This is a genomic window from Pseudorhodoferax aquiterrae, assembly GCF_014652235.1.
In the GTDB taxonomy this organism is placed as follows: Bacteria; Pseudomonadota; Gammaproteobacteria; order Burkholderiales; family Burkholderiaceae_C; genus Pseudorhodoferax; species Pseudorhodoferax aquiterrae.
The window spans coordinates 36,679-58,979 of sequence record NZ_BMYK01000030.1 but is presented as its reverse complement, the minus strand read 5'-3'; the positions used below and the strand labels follow the sequence as shown (position 1 = coordinate 58,979).

20 protein-coding genes are annotated in these 22,301 nt (G+C 71.1%); 18 read left to right on the top strand and 2 right to left on the bottom strand.

What is annotated here, in order from left to right:
* Positions 1–223: 223 nt before the first annotated feature.
* From IE209_RS34045 to IE209_RS28570, 8 genes are all read left to right on the top strand, one after another.
* On the top strand, positions 224–1,468 hold the full coding sequence (locus IE209_RS34045; protein WP_229883104.1) for a Tm-1-like ATP-binding domain-containing protein: 1,245 nt from the start codon (positions 224–226) through the stop codon (positions 1,466–1,468).
* Positions 1,446–2,276, top strand: coding sequence for a phosphoenolpyruvate hydrolase family protein (locus tag IE209_RS28600; protein ID WP_189690286.1), 831 nt, complete (start codon positions 1,446–1,448; stop codon positions 2,274–2,276). Before IE209_RS34045 ends, IE209_RS28600 begins: the two co-directional genes overlap by 23 nt.
* The gene (locus IE209_RS28595; RefSeq protein ID WP_189690285.1) at positions 2,273–3,973 is read left to right on the top strand and encodes a flotillin family protein; all 1,701 of its coding nucleotides are present in this window, start codon (positions 2,273–2,275) and stop codon (positions 3,971–3,973) included. The genes IE209_RS28600 and IE209_RS28595 overlap by 4 nt, the downstream gene beginning before the upstream one ends.
* Complete coding sequence (locus IE209_RS28590; protein ID WP_189690284.1) at positions 3,970–4,404, top strand: SRPBCC family protein; 435 nt, start codon at positions 3,970–3,972, stop codon at positions 4,402–4,404. Before IE209_RS28595 ends, IE209_RS28590 begins: the two co-directional genes overlap by 4 nt.
* On the top strand, positions 4,404–5,864 hold the full coding sequence (locus tag IE209_RS28585) for an SRPBCC family protein (RefSeq protein ID WP_189690283.1): 1,461 nt from the start codon (positions 4,404–4,406) through the stop codon (positions 5,862–5,864). The genes IE209_RS28590 and IE209_RS28585 overlap by 1 nt, the downstream gene beginning before the upstream one ends.
* Positions 5,865–5,876: 12 nt before the next feature.
* Positions 5,877–6,254: a VOC family protein gene (locus tag IE209_RS28580; RefSeq protein ID WP_189690282.1), complete on the top strand. Its 378-nt coding sequence runs from the start codon at positions 5,877–5,879 to the stop codon at positions 6,252–6,254.
* 383 nt (positions 6,255–6,637) lie between these two features.
* Positions 6,638–6,811, top strand: a complete 174-nt coding sequence (locus IE209_RS28575; RefSeq protein WP_189690281.1) for a DUF2256 domain-containing protein — start codon at positions 6,638–6,640, stop codon at positions 6,809–6,811.
* The gene (locus IE209_RS28570) at positions 6,804–8,369 is read left to right on the top strand and encodes a cryptochrome/photolyase family protein (protein WP_189690280.1); all 1,566 of its coding nucleotides are present in this window, start codon (positions 6,804–6,806) and stop codon (positions 8,367–8,369) included. Before IE209_RS28575 ends, IE209_RS28570 begins: the two co-directional genes overlap by 8 nt.
* 41 nt (positions 8,370–8,410) lie before the next feature.
* Here IE209_RS28570 and katG read toward each other — a convergent pair whose 3' ends face one another.
* On the bottom strand, positions 8,411–10,657 hold the full coding sequence (katG, locus tag IE209_RS28565; protein WP_189690279.1) for a catalase/peroxidase HPI: 2,247 nt from the start codon (positions 10,655–10,657) through the stop codon (positions 8,411–8,413).
* A gap of 109 nt (positions 10,658–10,766) precedes the next feature.
* A complete protein-coding gene (locus IE209_RS28560) occupies positions 10,767–11,960 on the bottom strand; it encodes a pyridoxal-phosphate-dependent aminotransferase family protein (protein ID WP_189690278.1) in 1,194 nt (397 codons plus the stop codon).
* Positions 11,961–12,227: 267 nt separating this feature from the next.
* Between IE209_RS28560 and IE209_RS28555 the strand changes: the two genes are divergently transcribed.
* From IE209_RS28555 to IE209_RS28510, 10 genes are read left to right on the top strand one after another with little or no spacing between them, the layout of a single operon-like run.
* Positions 12,228–13,667: an amidase gene (locus IE209_RS28555; protein WP_189690277.1), complete on the top strand. Its 1,440-nt coding sequence runs from the start codon at positions 12,228–12,230 to the stop codon at positions 13,665–13,667.
* Positions 13,668–13,708: 41 nt separating this feature from the next.
* Positions 13,709–15,262 carry an ABC transporter substrate-binding protein gene (locus IE209_RS28550; RefSeq protein WP_189690276.1) on the top strand — a complete coding sequence of 518 codons (1,554 nt, stop codon included), beginning with the start codon at positions 13,709–13,711 and terminating at the stop codon, positions 15,260–15,262.
* A 1-nt stretch (position 15,263) separates the two neighbouring features.
* On the top strand, positions 15,264–16,205 hold the full coding sequence (locus tag IE209_RS28545) for an ABC transporter permease (protein WP_189690275.1): 942 nt from the start codon (positions 15,264–15,266) through the stop codon (positions 16,203–16,205).
* A gap of 13 nt (positions 16,206–16,218) precedes the next feature.
* Positions 16,219–17,103, top strand: a complete 885-nt coding sequence (locus IE209_RS28540) for an ABC transporter permease (protein WP_189690274.1) — start codon at positions 16,219–16,221, stop codon at positions 17,101–17,103.
* A 1-nt stretch (position 17,104) separates the two neighbouring features.
* Entirely contained in the window at positions 17,105–18,733 is a 1,629-nt protein-coding gene (locus tag IE209_RS28535; RefSeq protein WP_189690273.1) for an ABC transporter ATP-binding protein, read from the top strand.
* Entirely contained in the window at positions 18,730–19,656 is a 927-nt protein-coding gene (locus IE209_RS28530) for a 2-hydroxyacid dehydrogenase (protein ID WP_189690272.1), read from the top strand. Before IE209_RS28535 ends, IE209_RS28530 begins: the two co-directional genes overlap by 4 nt.
* 2 nt (positions 19,657–19,658) lie before the next feature.
* Positions 19,659–19,832, top strand: a complete 174-nt coding sequence (locus IE209_RS28525; RefSeq protein ID WP_229883100.1) for a hypothetical protein — start codon at positions 19,659–19,661, stop codon at positions 19,830–19,832.
* A 43-nt stretch (positions 19,833–19,875) separates the two neighbouring features.
* Positions 19,876–20,862 carry an alpha/beta hydrolase fold domain-containing protein gene (locus tag IE209_RS28520; protein WP_189690271.1) on the top strand — a complete coding sequence of 329 codons (987 nt, stop codon included), beginning with the start codon at positions 19,876–19,878 and terminating at the stop codon, positions 20,860–20,862.
* Between the two features lie 2 nt (positions 20,863–20,864).
* Complete coding sequence (locus IE209_RS28515) at positions 20,865–21,521, top strand: FMN-binding negative transcriptional regulator (protein WP_189690270.1); 657 nt, start codon at positions 20,865–20,867, stop codon at positions 21,519–21,521.
* Entirely contained in the window at positions 21,518–22,285 is a 768-nt protein-coding gene (locus IE209_RS28510) for a class II aldolase/adducin family protein (protein WP_189690269.1), read from the top strand. The genes IE209_RS28515 and IE209_RS28510 overlap by 4 nt, the downstream gene beginning before the upstream one ends.
* The last annotated feature ends 16 nt before the right edge of the window (positions 22,286–22,301 follow it).

Below are 22,301 nucleotides of genomic sequence, written 5' to 3'. Positions count from 1 at the left end.
CAGCGAGCCCGCGGCGCCGGCCGTGACGCACATCCGCGTGGCCCGGGCCTACGGCGACGGCGTGCCCGCACTGGACGACCCGGCGCCCCGCACGGTGCGCGGCTTCAACCGCTGGAATGCGGGCGGCACGGCCGCGCCGGCCAGCGACATCCCGCGCGCGGCCGAACCCGCACCGCCCGCGCGGCCCGCCGTGCCGCGCCCGGCCACCGTGCTGGAGTTCCCAGTGGCCGCCAGCAGCGAGCGCTCGGCCTACGTGGCCGGCACCTTCGACACCAAGGGCCGCGAGCTGGCCTACCTGCGCCAGTGCCTGGAGAAGCTGGGCCTGCGCGTGGTGACGGTGGACCTGTCCACCAGCGGCAAGCCCTCGCCCGCCAGCGTGCACCCGCGCGAGGTGGCGCGCCACCATCCGCAGGGCGAAGCCGCCGTGTTCAGCGGCGACCGCGGCAGCGCCGTGACGGCCATGGCCCTGGCCTTCGAGCGTTATGTGCTGACGCGGCGCGACCTCGGCGGGCTGATTTCCGCCGGCGGCTCGGGCGGCACGGCGCTGGCCACGCCGGCCATGCGCGCGCTGCCGGTCGGCGTGCCCAAGATGATGGTCAGCACCGTGGCCAGCGGCGACGTGCGGCCCTACGTGGGGCCCAGCGACATCTGCATGATGTACTCCGTCACCGACGTGCAGGGCATCAACCGGATCAGCGAGCGTGTGCTCGCCAATGCCGCACATGCGCTGGCCGGCATGGTGACGCATCCGATGCCCGAGAGCGACGCGCGCAAGCCCGCGCTGGGCCTGACCATGTTCGGGGTGACCACGCCCTGCGTGCAGAGCGTCACCAAGCAGCTGGAGCAGGCCTACGACTGCCTGGTCTTCCATGCCACCGGCACGGGCGGCCAGAGCATGGAGAAGCTGGCCGGCTCCGACCTGCTGGCCGGCGTGATCGACGTCTCCACCACCGAGATCGCCGACGAGATCGTGGGCGGCACCATGTCGGCCGGCCCCGCGCGGCTGGACGTGTTCGCCCAACAGGCCCTGCCCTGGGTCGGCTCGGTCGGGGCGATGGACATGGTGAACTTCGGGGCGCGCGACACGGTGCCCGAGCGCTTCCGGGGTCGGCGCCTGTACCAGCACAACGCCAGCGTGACCTTGATGCGCACCACGGCGGACGAATGCCGCGCCATGGGTGCCTTCCTGGCCGCCAAGTGCAACGCCATGCGCGGTCCGGTGCGGCTGCTGCTTCCCGAGGGCGGCGTCTCGGCCATCGACCGGCCCGGCCAGCCCTTCCACGATCCGCAGGCCAACCTGGCGCTGTTCGACACGCTGGCCCGGGAGTTCCGCAGCAGCGCCGACCACCAGCTGGTCCGCCTGCCGCACCACATCAACGACGAGGCCTTTGCCGACGCGCTGGTTGCCGCCTGGCGCGCCGTGGCCCCCAAGGAGGAGCGCACCCATGCCACGCATCGCCAGGGATGAACTGCTGCGGCGCTTTCGCGCCAAGGTCGCCGCGGGCCGGCCGCTGATCGGCGGCGGTGCCGGCACGGGCCTGTCGGCCAAGTGCGAGGAGGCCGGCGGCATCGACCTCATCGTGATCTACAACTCGGGCCGCTACCGCATGGCCGGGCGCGGCTCGCTCGCAGGCCTGCTGGCCTACGGCAACGCCAACGAGATCGTCTGCGAAATGGCACGCGAGGTGCTGCCTGTGGTGAAGCATACGCCGGTGCTGGCCGGCGTGAACGGCACCGACCCGTTCATGATCCCCGAGCAGTTCCTGCGCCGGCTGGTCGATCTGGGCTTCTCGGGCATCCAGAACTTTCCCACCGTGGGCCTGATCGATGGCAGCTTCCGCGCCAACCTGGAGGAGACCGGCATGGGCTACGGGCTGGAGGTGGAGATGGTGCGCCGCGCGCGCGCCATGGACCTCCTGACCACGCCCTACGTGTTCTGCGAGGCCGATGCGCGGGCCATGGCCGAGGCCGGCGCCGACATCGTGGTCTGCCACCTGGGCCTGACCACGGGCGGCAGCATCGGCGCGGAGACGGCGCTGCAGCTGTCGGACTGCGTGGCCCCCATCAAGGCCTGGGCCGCCGCCGCCAAGGCCGTGAACCCCGAGCAGCTCGTGCTGTGCCATGGCGGCCCGATCGCCACGCCCGAGGACGCGCGCTGGATCCTCGCCCAGTGCCCCGAACTGCACGGCTTCTACGGCGCCAGCTCCATGGAGCGGCTGCCCACCGAGATCGCATTGACCGAAACCACCCGACGCTTCACGGAGATCACCACATGACAGGCGCGCAATTCGGCAGTTTTCTCCTCGGCCTGCTCGTGGTCGCGATCGTCGTCGCGCTCGTGGTCTGGCTGTTCCACTGGCTCTACCTGCGCAGCAGCAAGGAGCGCGCTTTCGTGCGCACCGGCATGGGCGGGCAGAAGGTGGTGCTGGACGGCGGCGCCTTCGTGCTGCCCATCGTGCACGACGTGATCCCCGTCAACATGAACACGCTGCGCCTGGAGGTCAGCCGCGGCCGAGACAAGGCCCTCATCACAAAGGACCGCATGCGCGTGGACGTGATCGCCGAGTTCTACGTGCGCGTGGCCGCCAAGCCCGAGGCCGTGGCGGCCGCGGCCCAGACCCTGGGCCTGCGCACCATGGAGCCCGAGCAGCTCAAGGAGCTGGTCGAGGGCAAGTTCGTCGACGCATTGCGCACGGCCGCGGCCGAGAAGACCATGGAGGAGCTGCACGAGCAGCGCGGCGCGTACGTCAAGCGCGTGCGCGAGACCGTGGCCGGCGACCTCACGCTGAACGGCCTGGAGCTCGAAGCCGCCTCGCTCACGCAGCTGGACCAGACGGCCATGGAGTACTTCAACCCCAGCAACGCCTTCGACGCCGAGGGCCTGACGCGCCTGACCGAGCAGATCGAGCGGCGCAAGAAGCAGCGCAACGACGTGGAGCAGGACACGCTGGTCGCCATCCGCAACAAGAACCTGGAGGCCGAGAAGCTGAGCCTGGACATCGACCGCGAGGCCGAGCACGCGCGGCTGCACCAGCAGCGCGAAGTGGAGGTGGCACGCGCACGCCAGCGCGCCGAGCTGACCAGCGAGCGGGCCCAGCGCGAGCAGGACGCCGAGGGCGCGCAAATCACGGCCAAGCAGGCCATCGACGCCGCGCGCATCCGCAGCGAGCAGAGCCTGGAGCAGGCGCGCATCGCCAAGGAGCGCAGCATCCAGGCCGCCGAGATCGAGCGGCGCCAGGCGCTGGAACTCGCCGAGCAGCAGCGCGCGATCGCCATCGCGCGCGAGAGCGAGGCACTGTCCACGGCGCAGGCCCAGGCGGAGCAGGCGCGTGCCCAGGCCGTGGCGGCCGAGGAGAAGGTGTTCACCGCGCGCGAGATCGAAATGGCCGAACGCAGGAAGGCCATCGAGCTCATCGCCGCGGCCCAGGCCGCCGAACGCGAGGCGCTGCAGCTGACCACGGCCGCCCAGGCCGAGAAGGCCGCCAGCGCCGACCGCGGCGCCGCCATCCGCGCCCAGGCCGAGGCCGATGCCGACGCCGAGCGCATCAAGGCCCTGGCGGTGCGCGTGCGCGCCGAGATCGAGGCCGAAGCCCAGCGCTGGATGAACGAGGCGCAGAACGTGCTGTCGCCCGAGGCCCGCACCTCGGCGCTGCGCATGCGCCTCGTGGAAAAGGCCGAGGCCATCATCCGCGAATCGGTGCGGCCCATGGAGCGCATCGAGGGCATCAAGATCCTGCACGTGGACGGGCTGGGCGGCGGCGGCGGTTCCGGCGGCGGCGACGGTGGTGGCGGCGGCTTTGCCGATGGCGTCGTGAACTCGGCGCTGCGCTTTCGGGCCCAGGCGCCGCTGGTGGACCAGCTGTTGCGCGAGATCGGGCTGGACGCCGGCGACATCCAGCGGCTGGCCGGCGCCAGCTCGGGCGCCAATGCGGCGCTGCCGCCGGCCCAGCAGCAAAAGGCTGACGCGCGATGATGCGCCTGTACGTCTCCAGCGTGATCGAGGCCAGCGCCGACAACGTCTGGGCGCGCATCCGAGACTTCAATGCCTTGCCCCAGTGGCATCCCGGCATCGCGGACAGCCGCATCGAGAACGGCGAGCCGAGCGACCGCGTGGGCTGCATCCGCCATTTCCACACGCGCGCGGGCGAGACCATCCGCGAGCGGCTGCTCGCCCTCTCCGACTTCGACTACACGCAGACCTACGAGATCCTGGAAAGCGCCATGGGCGTGGACAACTACGTGGCCACGCTCAAGCTCACGCCCGTGACCGACGGCAACCGCTGCTTCGCCGAGTGGAGCGCGGAGTTCGACTGCGACGCAGGGCGCGAGCAGGAGTTGACGCGCACCATCGCCGACGGTGTTTTTCAAGGCGGCTTCGACGCCCTGAAACGCCTGTACCGCTGATGCTCCAGAAGGTCGTCCGCTCCACGGTCATCGACGCGCCGATCGAGCGCGTCTGGGCCGTGCTGCGCGACTTCAACAGCCACGACCAGTGGCACGACGTGGTGGCGCACAGCCGCATCGAGGGCGGCGAACGCAGCGACCAGGTCGGCTGCGTGCGCAGCTTCTCGCTGAAGGACGGCCACCGCATCCGTGAGCAGTTGCTGACGCTGGACGACCGGCTCTACAAGAGCACCTACTGCATCGTCGAGGCGACCGTGCCGCTGCTGCGCTACGTTGCCACCGTCACGCTCAAGCCCGTGACCGACGGCAACCGCACCTTCTGGCACTGGGAATCGAGCTTCGCCACACCGCCGGGCCGCGAACGCGAGCTGCGCGAGATGGTGGCCCAGGGCGTCTACGAAGCCGGCTTCGCCAACCTGCGCCGGCACCTGCAGCGCGGTGCCGACCTGCGTGCGCCGGGCCAGGCGCCCATGCCCGTGGCCACCGCGCTGCCCACGCGCCGCGTGGTGCTGCAGGGCTACGGCGGCACCGAACAGCTGCGCGTCGAGGACGCCCAAGCGCCGCCGCCGGCCCCGGGCGAGGTGCGCATCCGCCAGCGCGCCGTCGGCCTGAACTACATCGACGTGTACCTGCGCCGTGGCCAGCTGCCCGGCATGCTGGCACCGGGCGGCACGCCGGGCATGGAAGCCGCCGGCAGCGTGCTGGACTGCGGCGCGGGCGTGCACGGCTTCCTGCCCGACGAACGCGTGGCCTACCTCGGCCCGCAGCCCGGCGCCTATGCCGGCATCCGCAGCGTGCCCGCCGCCTGGCTGGTGCGGCTGCCGCCCGCGGTGAACGACGAGGTGGCTGCGGCCCTGCTGCTCAAAGGCCTGACCGCCGACGCGCTGCTGCACGACGTGGCGCCGGTGAAGCCCGGCGCGCGCTGGCTGGTCCACGCCGCCGCGGGCGCGCTGGGCCAGATGCTGTGCCAGTGGGCCAGCCGCCTGGGCGCCCAGGTGATCGGCACCGTCTCCAGCGAGGCCAAGGCCCGCACCGCGCGCGCGCATGGCTGCGCCGAGGTGATCGTCACGCCGGACTACCGCTTCGCCGACGCCGTGCAGGCCCTGGGCGGTGCCGACGTGATCGTCGACGGCCTGGGCCGCCAGGCGCAGGCGGAGAACCTCGCCGCACTGGCGCCCTGCGGCCACTGGATCAGCCTGGGCCAGGCCAGCGGGCCGGTGGCGCCGCCGGACCCGGACGCGCTGCTCGCCAAGTCCGCCACCTTCTCGCGCCCCCTGGTGTTCGCCTACGTGGCGCAGCCCCAGGCGCTGGCGCGCCGCGCCAGCCGGCTCTGGGCCGCGCTGGCGGACGGCAGCATCGCGCCCCCCGCCATCGAGCGCTTCACGCTGGAAAGTGCAGCCCAGGCGCACACGCGCCTGGAGTCGCGCGAGCGCAGCGGCGCGCTGGTCCTCATCCCCTGACGGAGAGTCCCCATGATCCTCGGCATGAACCATTTCACCGTGATCGCGGCCGATCCGCGGGCCACGATGGATTTCTACACGGGCCTGCTGGGCCTGAAGGAAGGCTTCCGGCCCGACCTGGGCTTTCCGGGCGCCTGGCTGTACGGCGAGGACGCGAAGCACGCCATCCTGCACGTCTACTTCGACCGCCCGGTGCCGGCGCAGCGCGCGGGCGTGATCGACCACATGGCGTTCACGGCCCAGGGCCTGCAGGCGGTCAAGGCGCGCTTCGACGCAGCCGGCTGGAAGTACGAGCTGCGGCGCCAGGCCGGCGCGCTGTGGCAGCTTTTTTGCCACGACCCGAACGGGGCCAAGGTGGAGCTGGATTTCGACGCTGCCGAAACCGCCTGAGCGCCGCCGCGTCCCGGCGCGCGCCGCTGCGCCACGTTTCGCCGACCGCGCCAGCACTGCGCGGTCCATTCCCTTGCGGCGGCCAGGGAATGATCCGGCCCGAGCGTGTTCCCGTAAAACGCCCCTGTGCGGACGACGCGTCGGCCGGTGCGCCACAGCGCCGTGGTGCCCTGCAAGGTGCTCGATGCCGCCGTGCCGATCAACCAGCCGCCGCCAATGTGCAGGGCGGCACCTTCACTGTGGCAGCAATTTCATGATGACCGACCAAGGTGGCCGGATGACCAGCAACGGTATGGGACACCTGTCCGACACGGTGCCGCTGCCGGCAACATGACAGGCCCGCCCAGAGCAGCCCGGCGCACGCCGGCAACCGGAGACACACCGTGAACGGGCCCGCGCGCCACTTCAAGGGCAACAAGCAGTCCCTGCCCAGCAAGCCCTGCGCGGCCTGCGGGCGGCCCATGGCCTGGCGCCGCGCCTGGGCCCGGAACTGGGACGAGGTGAAGTACTGTTCCGGCGCCTGCAGGCGCGGCAAGCACCGTGGCAGCGATGGCTGAGCGCAGCGCGGGGGCGCACCCGGTGCGGCACCTCATCTTGGTGCTGGGCGACCAGCTGGACCTGCAGGCCGCGGCCTTCGACGGCTTCGACCCCGCGCAGGACGCCGTCTGGATGGCCGAGGTGGCCGAGGAAAGCACGCACGTCTGGAGCGCGCAGCCGCGCATTGCGGTGTTCCTCTCGGCGATGCGCCACTTCGCGCAGGAGCTGCGCGAGGCCGGTCGCCCGCTGCACTACACCCGGCTGGACGACCAGGGCAACCGCTGCACCCTCGCCGCCGAACTCGGCGCCGCGATCGAACGCCTGCAGCCCGCCGAGCTCGTCATGACCGCACCGGGCGACTGGCGCGTGCTGCAGGCGCTGCGCGCGGTGGCCGCCGCGCACCGCCTGGTGCTGGACGTGCGCGAGGACCGGCACTTCTACGCCACCGTGCGCGAGTTCGCCGCGCATGCCAAGGGCCGCCGCGGTCTGCGCATGGAGTTCTGGTACCGCGAACTGCGCGCGCGCCACGGCGTGCTGATGGAGGGCAAGGAGCCGGCCGGCGGCCGCTGGAACTTCGACAGCGAGAACCGCGAGAGCTTCGGCGCACAGGGGCCGCAGGGCGTGCCGCAGCGCGTGGGCTTCGCGCCGGACCAGACGACGCGCGAGGTGCTCGCACTCGTGCGCACGCGCTTCGGCGACCATCCCGGTTCGCTGGAGCGCTTCGACTGGCCGGTGACGCGCGCCGATGCGCTGGTGGCGCTGGCGCGCTTCATCGACGAGCGGCTGCCGTTCTTCGGCACCTGGCAGGACGCCATGTGGCCCGGCGAGCCCTGGCTCTTCCATGCCCACATCTCCGCGGCGCTGAACCTCAAGCTGCTGCACCCGCGTGAGGCCGTGCAGGCGGCCGAGACGGCCTGGCGCGAAGGCCGGGCGCCGCTGGCCAGCGTGGAAGGCTTCATCCGCCAGATCCTGGGCTGGCGCGAGTACGTGCGCGGCGTGTACTGGACGCAGATGCCGCGCTATGCCGAGCGCAACGGCCTAAACGCCCGGGAGGATCTGCCCGATTTCTACTGGCATGGGCGCGTGCCCATGGCCTGCCTGTCCGACGCGATCACGCAGACGCTGGCCACAGGCTACGCCCACCACATCCAGCGCCTGATGGTGACCGGGCTCTACGCGCTGCTGCTGGGCGTGGCGCCGCAGCAGGTGCATGCCTGGTATCTCGCGGTGTACGTGGACGCGGTGGAATGGGTGGAGCTGCCCAACACATTGGGCATGAGCCAGTACGCCGACGGCGGGGTGATGGGCAGCAAGCCCTACGCGGCCAGCGGCAAGTACCTGCAGCGCATGAGCGGCTACTGCAAGGGCTGCCGCTTCGACCCCGGCCAGCGCACAGGCGCGCAGGCCTGCCCATTCACCACGCTGTACTGGGACTTCCTGCTGCGGCACGAGGAGCTGCTGGCGCAGAACCAGCGCATGAAGATGCAGGTGCGCAACCTTGCGCGCCTGCCCGCCGCCGAGCGCGATGCGATCCGCGCGCAGGCCATGCGCCTGCGGCGCCACGGCGGCACGCCCTGAAGGCGGGCCACGCGCCGGCACGCAGGCGCCGCCGCGCCGCTTCAGGCCAGGTCGAAGCGGTCCAGTTCCATCACCTTGGTCCAGGCGCGCACGAAGTCCGCGACGAACTTGGGCTGCGCGTCCGCGCTGGCGTAGACCTCGGCCACGGCGCGCAGCACCGCGTTCGAACCGAACACCAGATCGGCCCGCGTGCCTGTCCAGCGCAACGCGCCGCTCTTGCGGTCGCGCCCTTCGTACAGCGGCTGCGGGTCGGCGCCGGCCGGCTTCCATTCCGTGGCCATGTCCAGCAGGTGCACGAAGAAGTCGTTGGTGAGCTGGCCCGGGCGGTCGGTGAACACGCCGTGCGTGCTGCCGTCCGCGTTGGCGCCGAGCACGCGCAGGCCGCCGACCAGCACCGCCATCTCGGGCCCGGTCAGCGTGAGCAGCTGGGCCCGGTCCACGAGGAACACCTCGGCCGGCACGTCGTAACGGGCCTTCACGTAGTTGCGAAAGCCATCGGCCACCGGCTCCAGCGGCGCGAAGCTGGCCTCGTCGGTCTGGGCCTGCGAGGCGTCGGTGCGGCCGGGCGTGAACGGCACCTGCACGGCGTGGCCGGCATCGCGCGCGGCCTTCTCGACGCCGGCGGCCCCGGCCAGCACGATCAGGTCGGCCAGCGAGATCTTCTTGCCGCCGGCCTGGAAGGCGCTGCGCACCTCCTCCAGCCGGGCCAGGACCCGGGCCAGCTGCGCAGGCTGGTTCACGGCCCAGTCCTTCTGCGGCGCCAGACGGATGCGCGCGCCGTTGGCGCCACCGCGCATGTCCGAGCCGCGGAAGGTGGAGGCCGAGGCCCAGGCCGTCGAGACCAGCTCGGCCACCGTGAGCCCCGAGGCCAGCACCTTGGACTTGAGGCCCTCGATGTCCTGCGCGTCCACCAGCGGGTGGTCCACGGCGGGCACCGGGTCTTGCCAGACCAGCTCTTCGGCCGGGACTTCGGGGCCCAGGTAGCGCACGCGCGGCCCCATGTCGCGGTGCGTGAGCTTGAACCAGGCGCGCGCGAAGGCGTCGGCGAACTGCTCCGGATGGGCCAGGAAGCGGCGCGAGATCTTCTCGTAGGCCGGGTCGAAGCGCAGCGCCAGGTCGGTGGTGAGCATGGTGGGCCGCAGCTTCTTCGCCGGGTCGAAGGCATGCGGGATGATCTCGCCCGCATCCTTGGCCACCCACTGGTGGGCACCGGCCGGGCTCTTGGTCAGTTCCCACTCGAAGCCGAACAGGTTCTCGAAGAAGTTGTTGCCCCAGCGCGTGGGGGTGGTCGTCCAGGTGACTTCCAGGCCGCTGGTGATGGTGTCTGCGCCCACGCCGCTGCCGTGGCTGTTCTTCCAGCCCAGGCCCTGGGCTTCGATGCCGGCGGCCTCGGGCTCCTCGGCCACGTGCGAGGCCGCCGCGGCGCCATGCGTTTTGCCGAAGGTATGGCCGCCGGCGATGAGCGCCACCGTCTCTTCGTCGTCCATGGCCATGCGGCCGAAGGTGTCGCGGATGTCACGCGCGGCAGCCACCGGGTCGGGCTTGCCGTCCGGGCCCTCGGGGTTCACGTAGATCAGGCCCATCTGCACGGCGGCCAGCGGGTTCTCCAGGTCGCGCGTGTGCGGCACCTGGCTGTCGTCGTCCTTGACCAGCACGCCGCGGTCCTTCTCGACGCCGGGCGAACCCTGGCTGTAGCGCACGTCGCCGCCCAGCCATTTGTCCTCACGGCCCCAGTAGACGTCCTGGTCGGGCTCCCACACGTCGCGCCGGCCGCCGGCGAAGCCGAAGGTCTTCAAGCCCATGGTCTCCAGCGCCACATTGCCGGTCAGGATCATGAGATCGGCCCAGGAGATCTTGCGGCCGTACTTCTGCTTGATCGGCCACAGCAGGCGGCGGGCCTTGTCCAGGCTCACGTTGTCGGGCCAGCTGTTGAGCGGCGCGAAGCGCTGCTGGCCCCGGCCGGCGCCGCCGCGGCCATCGCCGATGCGGTAGGTGCCGGCGCTGTGCCAGGCCATGCGGATGAACAGGGGTCCGTAGTGGCCGAAGTCGGCCGGCCACCAGGGCTGCGAGTCGGTCATCAGCGCGGCGAGATCCTTCTTGACGGCCGCGAGGTCCAGCGTCTTGAACTCGGCGGCGTAGTCGAAGTCCGGCCCCATGGGGTCGGACTTGGACGAGTGCTGGTGCAGCAGATCCACGCGCAACTGCTTGGGCCACCAGTCGAGGTTGGTGCGGCCGGCACCGGCGGACTGGCTGAAGGGGCATTTGGCGGGGGTCTGGTCTTGGCTCATCGCAACTCCGTTGTTGTGGCGGGAAGGCTGGCCATTCTGGCGCCGTCCTGTGGCGACGGCGATACCGGTTTTCGATCGCGGCGATAGGGGTTGCATGGCCAGTGGCGGCTCACGCCGCTGCGCCGAGCAGGGTCACTGCGCGCGCCACGCCGGGGCCGTGGTCGATGCCACTGGCGCGCAGCGCAGCCTCCACACCGGCCAGGCAGCCCAGCACCATGGGTGCGTTGAGGTCGCCCAGGTGGCCGATGCGAAAGATGCGGCCTGCCAAGCTGCCCAGGCCGCCGGCCAGGCCGACCTGGAAGCGCTCGCGCGCGAGCCGACGCAGCGCCTCGGGGTCGATGCCAGGCCGCACCGCGATGGTGGTGACCGACACCGAGCGTACGGCCGCATCGCGCACGAAGAATTCCAGCGCGCCGCCCTCGGCCCAGCCGGCCACGGCCGCCTGCACGGCCTGCGCCAGCAGCCGGTGGCGCGCGAACACGTTCGGCAGGCCTTCGGCCTCGACCAGCGCCAGCGCGGCCTGCAGGCCCATCAGCAGGTTCTGCGGCGCCGTGCCACAGAACTTGCGGTAGTTGAGCGGGCTGCGCCGGCGCTGCCAGTCCCAGTAGAAGCGCGGCGCCGGGTTGCGCTGCGCCACCTGCAGGGCGCGCACACCGGCCGCCACGAAGGACAGGCCCGGCGGCACCATCAGCGCCTTCTGCGCCGCACCGATGGCCACGTCCACGCCCAGCGCGCCCATGTCGAAGGGCGTGGCCGCCAGCGAGGCCACCACGTCGGCCACCAGCAGGGCCGGATGGCCGGCCGCATCGATGGCCGCGCGGAAGGCGGCGATGTCGTTGGTCACGCCGCTGCCGGTGTCGGTGTGCACCACGAACACCGCGACCACGGCCTGCGCGCGGTCGGCACGCAGCAGTTCTTCGACCGCGCGCGGGTCGGCCGCGTGGCCTTCGCGCCACGGCGTGCGCTGCACCTGCACCCCCAGGCCCTCGGCGTGCACGGCCCAGGCCTCGGCGAAGGGGCCGCTGCCGGCCACCAGCACGCACTGCCCTGGTGCCACCAGGTTGGTGATCGCGGCCTCCCAGGCGCCGTGCCCATTGGCCGCGTAGAGGAACAGCTCGGTGCCGGGGCCGGCGCCGAACAGGCGCGCGAGGCCCTGCTCGCAATCGGCGATCAAGCCGTCGAGCGCGGGGTCGCCGAGCTCCATGGGCTGGGTGCCCAGGGCCTGGGCGACAGAGGGCGGCAGCCGCGTGGGGCCGGGCGCATGCAGGAAGGCGACGCCGGGCTGGCGGGGAGATGGGTTCACGACAGGGCTCCAGGAAACAGGCGCGCCTGCAGCGCGCCACCACGATCGCTTCACGCCGAAGTGAGCACGAAGCTTGCCTAAAAGAATCGTATCGCAATTTATACGTATTGTGAAACGATACTTTTAGGCCATCATGCACCAATTCAAGGCAAGGTACCCCAGGGTTTCCACGCATCCCGCGCGCATTGCAAGGCGCGCCCAAACGTGGAACCATATTTAAATGCAATATTTGCAAATCGCTAATCAATACTTTTTGGAGTGGACGGCATGAGCGCACTGACCGCATCGGACTACGCCGCACTGGACGGCGTGGCCATGGCGCAGCTGTTGGCCCAACGCCAGACCACACCGGCCGCGCTGCTGGAGGCCGCCATCGCTGCCGCCGAGCGCCACCGCGCCCTCAACGCGCTGACCTACCCGCGCTACGCCGAAAGCCGCGCCCTGGCGCGCGACTGGACGCTGCGCGGTCCGTTCGGCGGCATTCCTTTCCTGCTCAAGGACTCGGGTCTGGCGTCCACGCGCTTTCCGTCCAGCATCGGCTCGCGTCTGCTCGACGACACCGACTACGGCTTCGATGCCACGCTCACGCAGCGCTTCGAACAGGCCGGGCTGCTGGCCTTCGCGCGCTCCACCGTGTCGGAGCTGTGCATGGGCCCCTCCACCGAAGCCGTGCGCAACGGCGGCCCCACGCACAACCCCTGGGCGCCGGGCCGCTCGGTCGGTGGCTCCAGCGGCGGCGCGGCGGCGGCCGTGGCGGCAGGCATCGTGCCGGTGGCGCATGGCAGCGATGGCGGCGGCTCCATCCGCCTGCCCTCCGCCTGCTGCGGCGTCTACGGCCTGAAGCCCTCGCGCGGCCGCGTGCCGCTGGGTCCGGCCCGTGGCGAGGGCTGGGGCGGCATGGCGGTGGACGGCGTCATCACGCGCACGGTACGCGACACCGCCGCCGCGATGGACGCCATCAGCGGCTACGAGCCCGGCGCGCCCTACGCCGCACCACCGCAGCCCGGCAGTTACCTGGAGCTGACCGCACGCGACCCGCAGCCACTGCGCATCGGCGTCTGGCGGACGGCCTGGAACGGCATCCCCATCGCGCCCGAATGCCTGGCCGCCATCGAACGCACGGTGGCGCTGTGCCGCGACCTGGGCCACACCATCGTCGAGGTGCCACTGCCCGACATCGACTACGCTGCGTTCGTGCGCGCCCACGGCACGGTGCTGGCCTCCAACATCGTGGTGGCCGTGGACAACCGCGTGCGCCTGCGCGGCCGGCCGCTCGCACCCGAGGACCTCGAAGAGGTCATCCACGACGGCTATGCGGTCGGCAAGGGCCTGTCTGCCATGCAGTACGTGGACGCGATCCAGCGCTTCCACGCCATCGGCCGCGCCTTCGAAACCGCCATGGCCGGCTGCGACCTGGTCATCACGACCACGCTCGCCCAACTGCCCCGACCGCTCGGCGAACTCGCGCTGACAGGCGGCTTCTGGGACTTTCGCACCAAGGTCTCGCGCTACGCGACCTTCCTGGCGGTGGTCAATGCCTCGGGCCAGCCGGCCGCCACGCTGCCCATGAACTGGACCGCCGAGGGCGTGCCCGTGGGCACCCAGCTGATCGGCCATTTCGGCCGCGAGGACCAGGTGCTGGCGCTGTCGGCCCAGCTCGAACGCGCCGAGCCCTGGGCACAGCGCCGTCCTCCCGCCGCGGCCTGACCGTCTCCGTCCCTTTCACCTCCGCAACCTCAAGGACACGCATGAAGAAGAACCTGCTCCTCGCCGCCCTCGCGCTGTGCACGGCCATGGCGCTGCCCGCGGCCGCGCTGGCCCAGAACAACGTCAAGGTGGTCATGCACGCCCCGCTGCGCGTGCTCGACCCGGTGTTCACCAACGCCTATGTCACGCGCAACCACGGCTACCTGGTGTTCGACACGCTGTTTGCGCTCGACATCGACGGCAAGCCCCAGCCGCAGATGGTTGGCGACTGGAAGTTCTCGGCCGACAAGCTGGCTTACAGCTTCACGCTGCGCCCGGGCCTCAAGTTCCACGACGGCACGCCGGTGACGGCCGAGGACGTGGTGGCCTCGCTGCAGCGCTGGGCCGCGCGCGACGTGCTGGGCCAGCAGCTCATGGCGGCGACCGAGAAGCTCGCGGCGGTGGACGCCAACAGCTTCACGCTGCAGCTCAAGAAGCCCTTCGGCCTGGTGCTGGACGCGCTGGCCAAGCCCGGCTCGCCCGTGCCCTTCATCATGCCCAAGCGGCTGGCCAGCACCTCGCCCAACGAGGCCATCACCGAGATGGTCGGCTCGGGCCCCTACCGCTTCGTGCAGGCCGACTTCCAGCCCGGCGTGAAAGCCACCTACCTGAAGTTCGCCGACTACAAGCCGCGCCCCGAGCCGGCCAGCAACTTCGCGGGCGGCAAGCAGGTGGCGATTGACCGGCTGGAGGTCGTCAACATCGCCGACGCGCAGACCGCCGTCAACGCGCTGCGCAACGGCGAGATCGACTTCATCGAGAACGTGGCGCCCGACCTGATGCCGCAATTGGAAGGCATCAAGAACGTCAAGACCGAGCCCAAGGCGCGCGAGGCCAACATGTACACGCTGCGCATGAACTGGACGCAGCCGCCCTTCGACAACGTCAAGGTGCGCCGCGCCGCGCTGGCCGCGCTCTACCAGGTGGACTACCTGGACGCCGCCGTCGGCGACCCCAAGCGCTACCGCGTCTGCGGCGCGGTGCTGACCTGCGCCTCGCCCTACAAGACCGACGAGGGCGCGCCCCAGGTGCGCGAGCCAGATCTGGCGAAGGCCAAACAGCTGCTCAAGGAGAGCGGCTACAAGGGCGAGAAGGTCGTGGTGCTGCACTCCACCGACGTGCGCAGCCTGGTCAACATCGCGCCCGTCACGGCGCAGGCGCTGCGCAGCATCGGCATGAACGTGGACATGCAGGCCATGGACTTCACGACACTGCTGGCGCGCCGCACCAAGAAGGACCCGATCGACAAGGGCGGCTGGAGCATCTTCCAGAGCAGCATCGTGCTGCTGGACCTCATGAACCCCGTGGTCAACGCCAACCTGGACGCCGGCTACCCGGGCTGGAGCCAGGACGAGGTCATGCAGAAGCTGCGCCAGCAGTTCGCCAGCGAACCCGAGGAGGCCAAGCGCGCCCAGCTGGCCAGGGAGATCCAGAAGCGCGCCTACGAACAGGTGTTCTACGTGCCGCTGGGCGAGGTCATCGAGTACAAGGCCTACACGCCCAAGATCGGCAAGCTCGTGGACGCGCAGCTGCCGCTGTTCTGGTCGGGCAAGTGACGTGCTGAACCTCGTCCTCAAGCGGCTGCTCGCGGCCGTGCCCGTGGTGCTGATCGTGGCCACCGTCGTCTTCGGCCTGCTGCGCATGGCGCCCGGCGATCCGGCCCGCGTGATCGCCGGCGACATGGCCAGCGAGGAGACCATCGCACAGATCCGCGCCAATCTGGGCCTGGACCAGCCGCTGCTCACGCAGTACACCTTGGCCATGGGCGCACTGGCGCGCGGCGACCTGGGCACCTCCATCGTGTCCAAACAGCCGGTGTCCACGCTGATCGCCGCGCGGCTGGGGCCCACGGGCGCGCTCGCGCTCAGCGCGCTCACGCTCACGGTGCTGCTGGCCATCCCGCTGGGCGTGCTGTCGGCCTGGTGGCACCGGCGGGCCTTCGACCGCGCCACCATGGCGCTGACCGTGCTGTGCTTCTCGGTGCCGGCCTTCGTGGTCGGCTATGTGCTGATCCTGGTGTTCTCGGTCACGCTGAACTGGTTCCCGGTGCAGGGCTACGCGCCGCTGGCCGATGGCCTGGGCGGCTTCGTGCACCGGCTCGCGCTGCCCAGCCTCACGCTGGCCACGGTGTTCGTGGCGCTGATCACGCGCATCACGCGCGCCAGCATGCTGGACGTGCTGGGCGAGGACTTCGTGCGCACCGCGCGCGCCAAGGGTGCACCCGAGCGCACCGTGCTGTTCCGCCATGCGCTGCGCAACGCGGCCGCGCCCATCGTCACCGTGGTCGGCGTGGCCATCACCACACTGATCTCCGGCGTGGTCGTGACCGAGACCATCTTCAACATCCCCGGCGTGGGCAGCCTGATCGTGGACGCCGTGCTGGCGCGCGACTACCCCGTGGTGCAGGGAACCATCCTGTTCTTCTCCTTCATCTACGTGTTCGTGAACCTGGCGATCGACCTGGTCTACGTGCTGCTCGACCCCCGCATCCGGTACTGAACCCATCGTGCGCATGTCCGCCACACTCCCCACCCCCTCCACCGCCGCGCCCTCGCGCTGGCGCGCCGCGCTGCGCGTGCTGCGCACCGACCGCGTGATGCTGCTTTCGCTGGCGCTGCTGTTGCTGCTGGTCGCGGTCTCGGTGTTCGCACCGCTGCTGGCCGCGCACGACCCGGCCGCACTGACGCCGCGCAAGCGGCTGCAAGGCATGTCCGCCGACTACTGGCTCGGCACCGACTCGCTGGGCCGCGACTTGTTCGCGCGCATCCTGTACGGCGGGCGGCTGTCGATCACGCTGGCGCTGCTCGTGGCCGCCAGCTCGGTCGCTGTCGGCCTGCTGCTGGGCATCGTGGCCGGCTACTTCCGCCGGCTCGACAGCATCGTCATGCGGCTCATGGACGGCGTGATGGCCATCCCCGGCCTGCTGCTGGCCATCGCCATGGTGGCACTGGGCGGCGCGCAGATCTCCACCATGGTGCTGGCCATCGCCATCCCCGAGGTGCCGCGCATCGCGCGCCTGGTGCGCAGCGTGGTGCTGTCCGTGCGCGAGGAGCCCTATGTGGAAGCTGCCTTCGGCATGGGCTCCTCGGTGCCCAGCGTGCTGGTGCGCCACATCCTGCCCAGCACCATCAACCCGCTCGTGGTGCAGGCCACCTTCGTCTGCGCCGCCGCCATCCTGACCGAGGCCGTGCTGGGCTTCCTGGGCCTGGGCTTTCCGCCCGAGGTGCCCAGCCTGGGCAGCATCATCGCAGAGGGCCGACCCTACTTCCAGCGCGCGCCCTGGATCATCCTGTTCCCGGGCAGCTTCCTGGCGCTGCTGATCCTGGCCATCAACATGTTCGGCGACGCGCTGCGCGACCGCCTGGACCCCCGCCTCGCCCGCAAAGGGAGGAGCTGACATGGGCGCCCCCATCCTCGAAGTGCGCAACCTGCACGTGCGCCTGCCCGGCAGCGGCGACCGTGTCTACGCTGCGCAGGACATCAGCCTCACGGTCGCGCCGCGCGAGATCGTCTGCATCGTCGGCGAGTCCGGCTCGGGCAAGTCGGTCACGGCCGGTGCCGTCATGGGCTTGTTGCCCAAGGGTGTGCTGACGTTGGAGCGCGGCCAGATCCTGCTCGAAGGCCAGGACATCACGAACGCCTCGCGCAGCGATCTGCGCAAGCTGCGCGGCGACCGCATGGCCATGATTTTCCAGGAGCCCATGACCGCGCTGAACCCGCTCATGCGTGTGGGCGACCAGGTGGCAGAGGTGTTCGAGTTCCACCAGCCGGGCATGGCCCGCGCCGACGTGGCAGCGCGCGTGCTGGCGCTGCTGACCGACGTGCGCCTGCCCTCCCCCGAGACGCTGCGCAACGCCTACCCGCACCAGCTCTCGGGCGGGCAGCGCCAGCGCGTGATGATCGCGATGGCGCTGGCCATGGAGCCCGCGCTGATCATCGCGGACGAACCCACGACGGCGCTGGACGTGACCTCGCAGGCCCAGGTGCTGCGCCTGCTGCACGAGCTGCGCGACAAGCACGGCAACGGCGTGCTGTTCATCACGCACGACTTCGACGTGGTGGCCGAGATCGCCGACCGCGTGGTCGTGATGCAGGCCGGCCGCATCGTCGAAAGCGGGCCGGCCGCCGAGGTGTTGCAGAACCCGCAGCAGCCCTACACGCGCAAGCTGCTGGCCGCCGTGCCGCGCGGCAGCTTCGGTGCGGCGCCGCGCGCGGCCTCCACCGACCACGTGCTGGAAGTGAAGGACCTCGCGCTGCGCTACGAGACCAAGAGCCTGTTCTCGGCGCACCGGCGCGTGGTGAACGCGCTGGACGGCGTGTCGCTGGCGCTCGCGCGCGGCGAGACGCTGGGCATCGTGGGCGAATCGGGCTCGGGCAAGACCACGCTGGGCCGCTGCCTGGCCCACATGGCCCAGCCCACGGGCGGGCGCATCCTGCTTGACGGCGCGGACGTGACCGGCCTGCCGCGCGCCCAATGGCGGTCCCATTGCAAACGCGTGCAGATGGTGTTCCAGGACCCGTTCCGCTCCTTCAACCCGCGCATGAAGATCGGCGATTCGCTGGCCGAAGGACCCATGAACTTCGGCGCCACGCGCGCGGAGGTCGAGGCCCGCATGCTGCGCATGCTGGCCCTGGTGCAACTGGACGCCAGCGCGCTGCAACGCTTCCCGCACGAGTTCTCGGGCGGCCAGCGCCAGCGCCTGTCGATCGCGCGCGCGCTCATGATGGAGCCCGAGGTGCTGATCGCCGACGAGGCCGTCTCCGCGCTCGACGTGTCGGTGCAATCACAGATCCTGGACCTGCTGGAGGAGATCCGCGAGCGCCTGGGCCTGTCCATGGTCTTCATCACGCACGACCTGCGCGTGGCCGCGCGGCTGTGCCACCGCATTGCCGTGATGCAGCGCGGCAAGGTGGTCGAACTCGGCAGCGCACGCCAGGTCTTCGAAGAGCCGCAGGCGGCCTACACGCGCGAGCTGCTGGCCGCCATCCCGGGCCGCCGGATCGGCGCCGAGGAGGCGCTGGCATGACGCGGGTGGCCCTGATCAGCCAGAGCGCCAGGCTCGACTACTTCGGCCCATTGCTGCGCGAAGCCACGCCCGAACTCGAGGTCGTGGTCTGGCCCGACCCGGCCTTCCGCGAAGCCGAGGTCGCCATGTGCTGGAACGCGCCCGCGGGCGTCTACGCCCAGATGCCGCGGCTGCGCCTCGTGCACAGCATCGCGGCCGGTGTGGACAACGTGGTGGCCGGCCAGGACCTGCGCGGCCTGCCGGTCTGCCGCGTGGTCGATCCGCGGCTTGCCGAAGGCATGGTGCAGTACGTGCTGTGGTCCGTGCTGCACTTCCACCGCCGGCTCGACCTGGCCCAGGCCAACCAGCGCGCGCGCATCTGGCAGCGCCCGCCCCTGCAGCCCGCCAGCGACTGCCGCGTGGGCCTCATGGGCCTGGGGCAACTCGGCACGCCGATCGCGCGTGCGCTGCTGGGCCTGGGCTATGCCGTCAACGGCTGGTCGCGCAGCGCGCATGCGCTGGACGGCCTGACGCTGTACCAGGGCCCTGAGGCGCTGCCGGCCTTCCTGGCCGCCACCGACGTGCTGGTCTGCGTGCTGCCGCTGACCGCGTCCACGCGTGGCATCCTGAACCGCGACACCTTCGCGGCGCTGCCGCGCGGCGCGGCCGTCGTGAACTGCGGGCGCGGCGAGCACCTGGTCGTGGCGGATCTGCTGGCCGCGCTCGACAGCGGCCAGCTGCGCGGCGCCGTGCTCGACGTGTTCGCGCACGAGCCGCTGCCGGCCGACGACCCGCTCTGGGCGGCACCGGGCGTGGTGGTCACGCCGCACATGGCGACCATGGCCTCGTCGACCGTGGTGGCGCAGCAGGTCGCGCAGAACGTGCGCCGCCTGGTGGCGGGCGAGCCGCTCGTGAACCAGGTCGATCCCGGCCGGGGCTACTGAGGATGCACCACGACGCCATCGTCGACGCCCCGCCCGGCCTGCCCGCCGTGCTGTTCGCCTCGGCCTGCTCGGGCCACGGCTTCAAGCACTCGGCCGGCCTGGGCGAGGCGCTGGCCGAACGGCTGCTGGGCCTGCCCACCACCACCGACCTCGGCGCCTTCGCCCTCCCCGCCTGACTCGATGTCCTTTTTCAATCCAACCGACACCACCGGAGATTCCATGCGTCCCGAAGATCCCGCCATCACCGTCCCGATCCCGCCGCGCACGCGGCTCGACCCGCAGGTCGAGAAATTCGTGCGCGCCATGGATGCCGACGCCAGCCAGTTCGGCCGGCGCGAGACCGTCAGCATCGACGAGGCCCGCGCCATCGCCGAGGCCGTGCGCAAGCGCTGGGTCGCGGGCGGTCCTGCCATGGCCCGTACCGCCGAGCACGACGTGCCCACGCGCCACGGCGCGGTACGCGTGCGCGCCTACTACCCCGCGCAGCGCGCGCTGCCGGGCGTGTTCGTCTACCTGCACGGCGGCGGCTTCGTGCTGGGCAGCATCGACACGCACGACCGGGTGATGCGCGAGTACGCGCAGCGCGCCGGCATCGTCGTCGTCGGCGTGCACTACACGCGCGCCCCCGACGCCAGGTTCCCGCGCCCCATGCAGGAATGTGCCGACGTGCTGCGCTGGGTGTCGGCCAACGGCGCGCTGCTGGGCGTGGACGCGGCCCAGCTGTTCGTGGGCGGCGACTCGGCCGGCGCCAACTTCTCCATGGGCGCCAGCCTGGAACTGCGCGACGCGGGCGAGGCCATCCTGCGCGGCATCGTGCTGAACTACGGCAGCATGAGCAGCAACCTGTACCGCAACTCCGTGATCCAGTACGGCGGCGGCGACTACGGCCTGTCGCTCATGAGCATGATGTGGTTCCGTGCCATGCACTGCGCCAGCGGCGCCGACCTGACCGACCCGCGCCTGGACATCCTGCGCGCCGAGTTGCACGGCCTGCCGCCCGCCTGGCTCGTGGTGGCCGAATGCGATCCCGTCCACGACGACATGATCGAACTGGAGCGCATGCTGCGCGCGGCCGGCAACCAGGTGGACATGAAGGTCTACGCCGGCGCGGCGCACAGCTTCCTGGAAGCCGTGTCGATCTCCGACCTCGCGGTCGAGGCCTTCGAGGACACCGCGCGCTGGCTGCGCCTGCATTCCAGGGCCTGAGCATGTACCACCAGCCGGCCTACGCCGAGAACGACACCGCCGCACTGCACGCCTGCATGCGCGCCTGGAGCTTCGCCACGCTGGTCACGCAGGGCCCGCGCGGCATCCAGTCCACACCGCTGCCCTTTCTGCTCGACACCGCCCGCGGCGAGCATGGCACGCTGACCACGCACCTGGCCCGCCACAACCCGGTCTACGAAGACTTGCGCGCGGGCGCCGAGGTGCTGGTCATCTTCCAGGGCCCGCACGCCTTCATCTCGCCGAGCTGGTACGAGAACCAGCTGACCTTCCCGACCTGGAACTACACGCTGGTCCACGCGCGCGGCACACCCGTGCTGCACGAGGACGAGGACGCGCTGATGGCCACGTTGCGCCGCACCGTGGCACAGTACGACACGCCACTGGCCGGCCGCTGGGACTTCGAGCGCATCCCGATGGCGCACACGGGCACGCGGCTGCGCGTGATCGGCGCCGTCGAGATTCCCATCACCCGGCTCGAAGGCAAGATGAAGCTGAACCAGGACAAGTCCGTCGCCGACCGGCGCGGCGTGGTCGCCGCGCTGGAACGCCAGGGCGACGCCCAGAGCCTGGCCATGGCTCAGCTGCTGCGCGCCCAGCCCGACATGCGGGACGCCTTCCTCCAAGAGAGCACACCATGAACCTTGCCGACATCCCCCTCGCCCAGCCCGGCGACACCGCGGCCACGCCCGTGCCGACCGAAGCCGACATGCGCCGCGACCTGGCCGCGCTGTACCGCCTGGTCGCGCACTTCCGCATGACCGACATCATCGACACGCACATCAGCGCGCGCGTGCCGGGCCCCGAGAACCATTTCCTGATCAACCGCTACGGCGTGCTGTTCCACGAGATGCGGCCCGAGGACCTGGTCAAGATCGACATGGACGGCCGCCCCGTGGACCCCGGCGACCCGGAGACCACCAACCGCGTGAACGCGGCCGGTTTCACGATCCACTCGGCCATCCACATGGCGCGCCACGACCTGGCCTGCGTGGTGCACACGCACACGGCCGACGGCATGGCGATTGCCTGCCGCAAGAGCGGGCTGCTGCCGATCACGCAGCACGCGCTGCGCTTTTACAACCGGCTCGGCTACCACGCCTACGAGGGCATTGCGCTGGACCTGGAGGAGCGCGCGCGCCTGGTCGCCGACATGGGCCCGCACAAGGCCATGGTGCTGCGCAACCACGGGCTGCTGGCCGCCGGCAGCACGATCGCCGAGGCCTTCGTGAACATCTACTTCCTCGAACGTGCCTGCCAGGCGCAGGTGAAGGCGACGGCTGCCGGGGAAGAGCTGGTCACCCCCTCGCCCGAAGTCTGCGAACGCACAGCCCGGCAGTTCGAGCGGCCGACCGCGCAGGCGTATTGCCAGCGCGTGTGGAACGCTGCGCTGCGCCTGCTCTGACGCCTGCGCCGCGCTA

Coding starts and splice junctions, on each gene's coding strand:
- IE209_RS28600 (WP_189690286.1), top strand. CDS start 1,446: ATGCCACGCATCGCCAGGGATGAACTGCTGCGGCGCTTTCGCGCCAAG.
- IE209_RS28595 (WP_189690285.1), top strand. CDS start 2,273: ATGACAGGCGCGCAATTCGGCAGTTTTCTCCTCGGCCTGCTCGTGGTC.
- IE209_RS28590 (WP_189690284.1), top strand. CDS start 3,970: ATGATGCGCCTGTACGTCTCCAGCGTGATCGAGGCCAGCGCCGACAAC.
- IE209_RS28585 (WP_189690283.1), top strand. CDS start 4,404: ATGCTCCAGAAGGTCGTCCGCTCCACGGTCATCGACGCGCCGATCGAG.
- IE209_RS28580 (WP_189690282.1), top strand. CDS start 5,877: ATGATCCTCGGCATGAACCATTTCACCGTGATCGCGGCCGATCCGCGG.
- IE209_RS28570 (WP_189690280.1), top strand. CDS start 6,804: ATGGCTGAGCGCAGCGCGGGGGCGCACCCGGTGCGGCACCTCATCTTG.
- katG (WP_189690279.1), bottom strand. CDS start 10,657: ATGAGCCAAGACCAGACCCCCGCCAAATGCCCCTTCAGCCAGTCCGCC.
- IE209_RS28555 (WP_189690277.1), top strand. CDS start 12,228: ATGAGCGCACTGACCGCATCGGACTACGCCGCACTGGACGGCGTGGCC.
- IE209_RS28550 (WP_189690276.1), top strand. CDS start 13,709: ATGAAGAAGAACCTGCTCCTCGCCGCCCTCGCGCTGTGCACGGCCATG.
- IE209_RS28540 (WP_189690274.1), top strand. CDS start 16,219: ATGTCCGCCACACTCCCCACCCCCTCCACCGCCGCGCCCTCGCGCTGG.
- IE209_RS28535 (WP_189690273.1), top strand. CDS start 17,105: ATGGGCGCCCCCATCCTCGAAGTGCGCAACCTGCACGTGCGCCTGCCC.
- IE209_RS28530 (WP_189690272.1), top strand. CDS start 18,730: ATGACGCGGGTGGCCCTGATCAGCCAGAGCGCCAGGCTCGACTACTTC.
- IE209_RS28525 (WP_229883100.1), top strand. CDS start 19,659: ATGCACCACGACGCCATCGTCGACGCCCCGCCCGGCCTGCCCGCCGTG.
- IE209_RS28520 (WP_189690271.1), top strand. CDS start 19,876: ATGCGTCCCGAAGATCCCGCCATCACCGTCCCGATCCCGCCGCGCACG.
- IE209_RS28515 (WP_189690270.1), top strand. CDS start 20,865: ATGTACCACCAGCCGGCCTACGCCGAGAACGACACCGCCGCACTGCAC.
- IE209_RS28510 (WP_189690269.1), top strand. CDS start 21,518: ATGAACCTTGCCGACATCCCCCTCGCCCAGCCCGGCGACACCGCGGCC.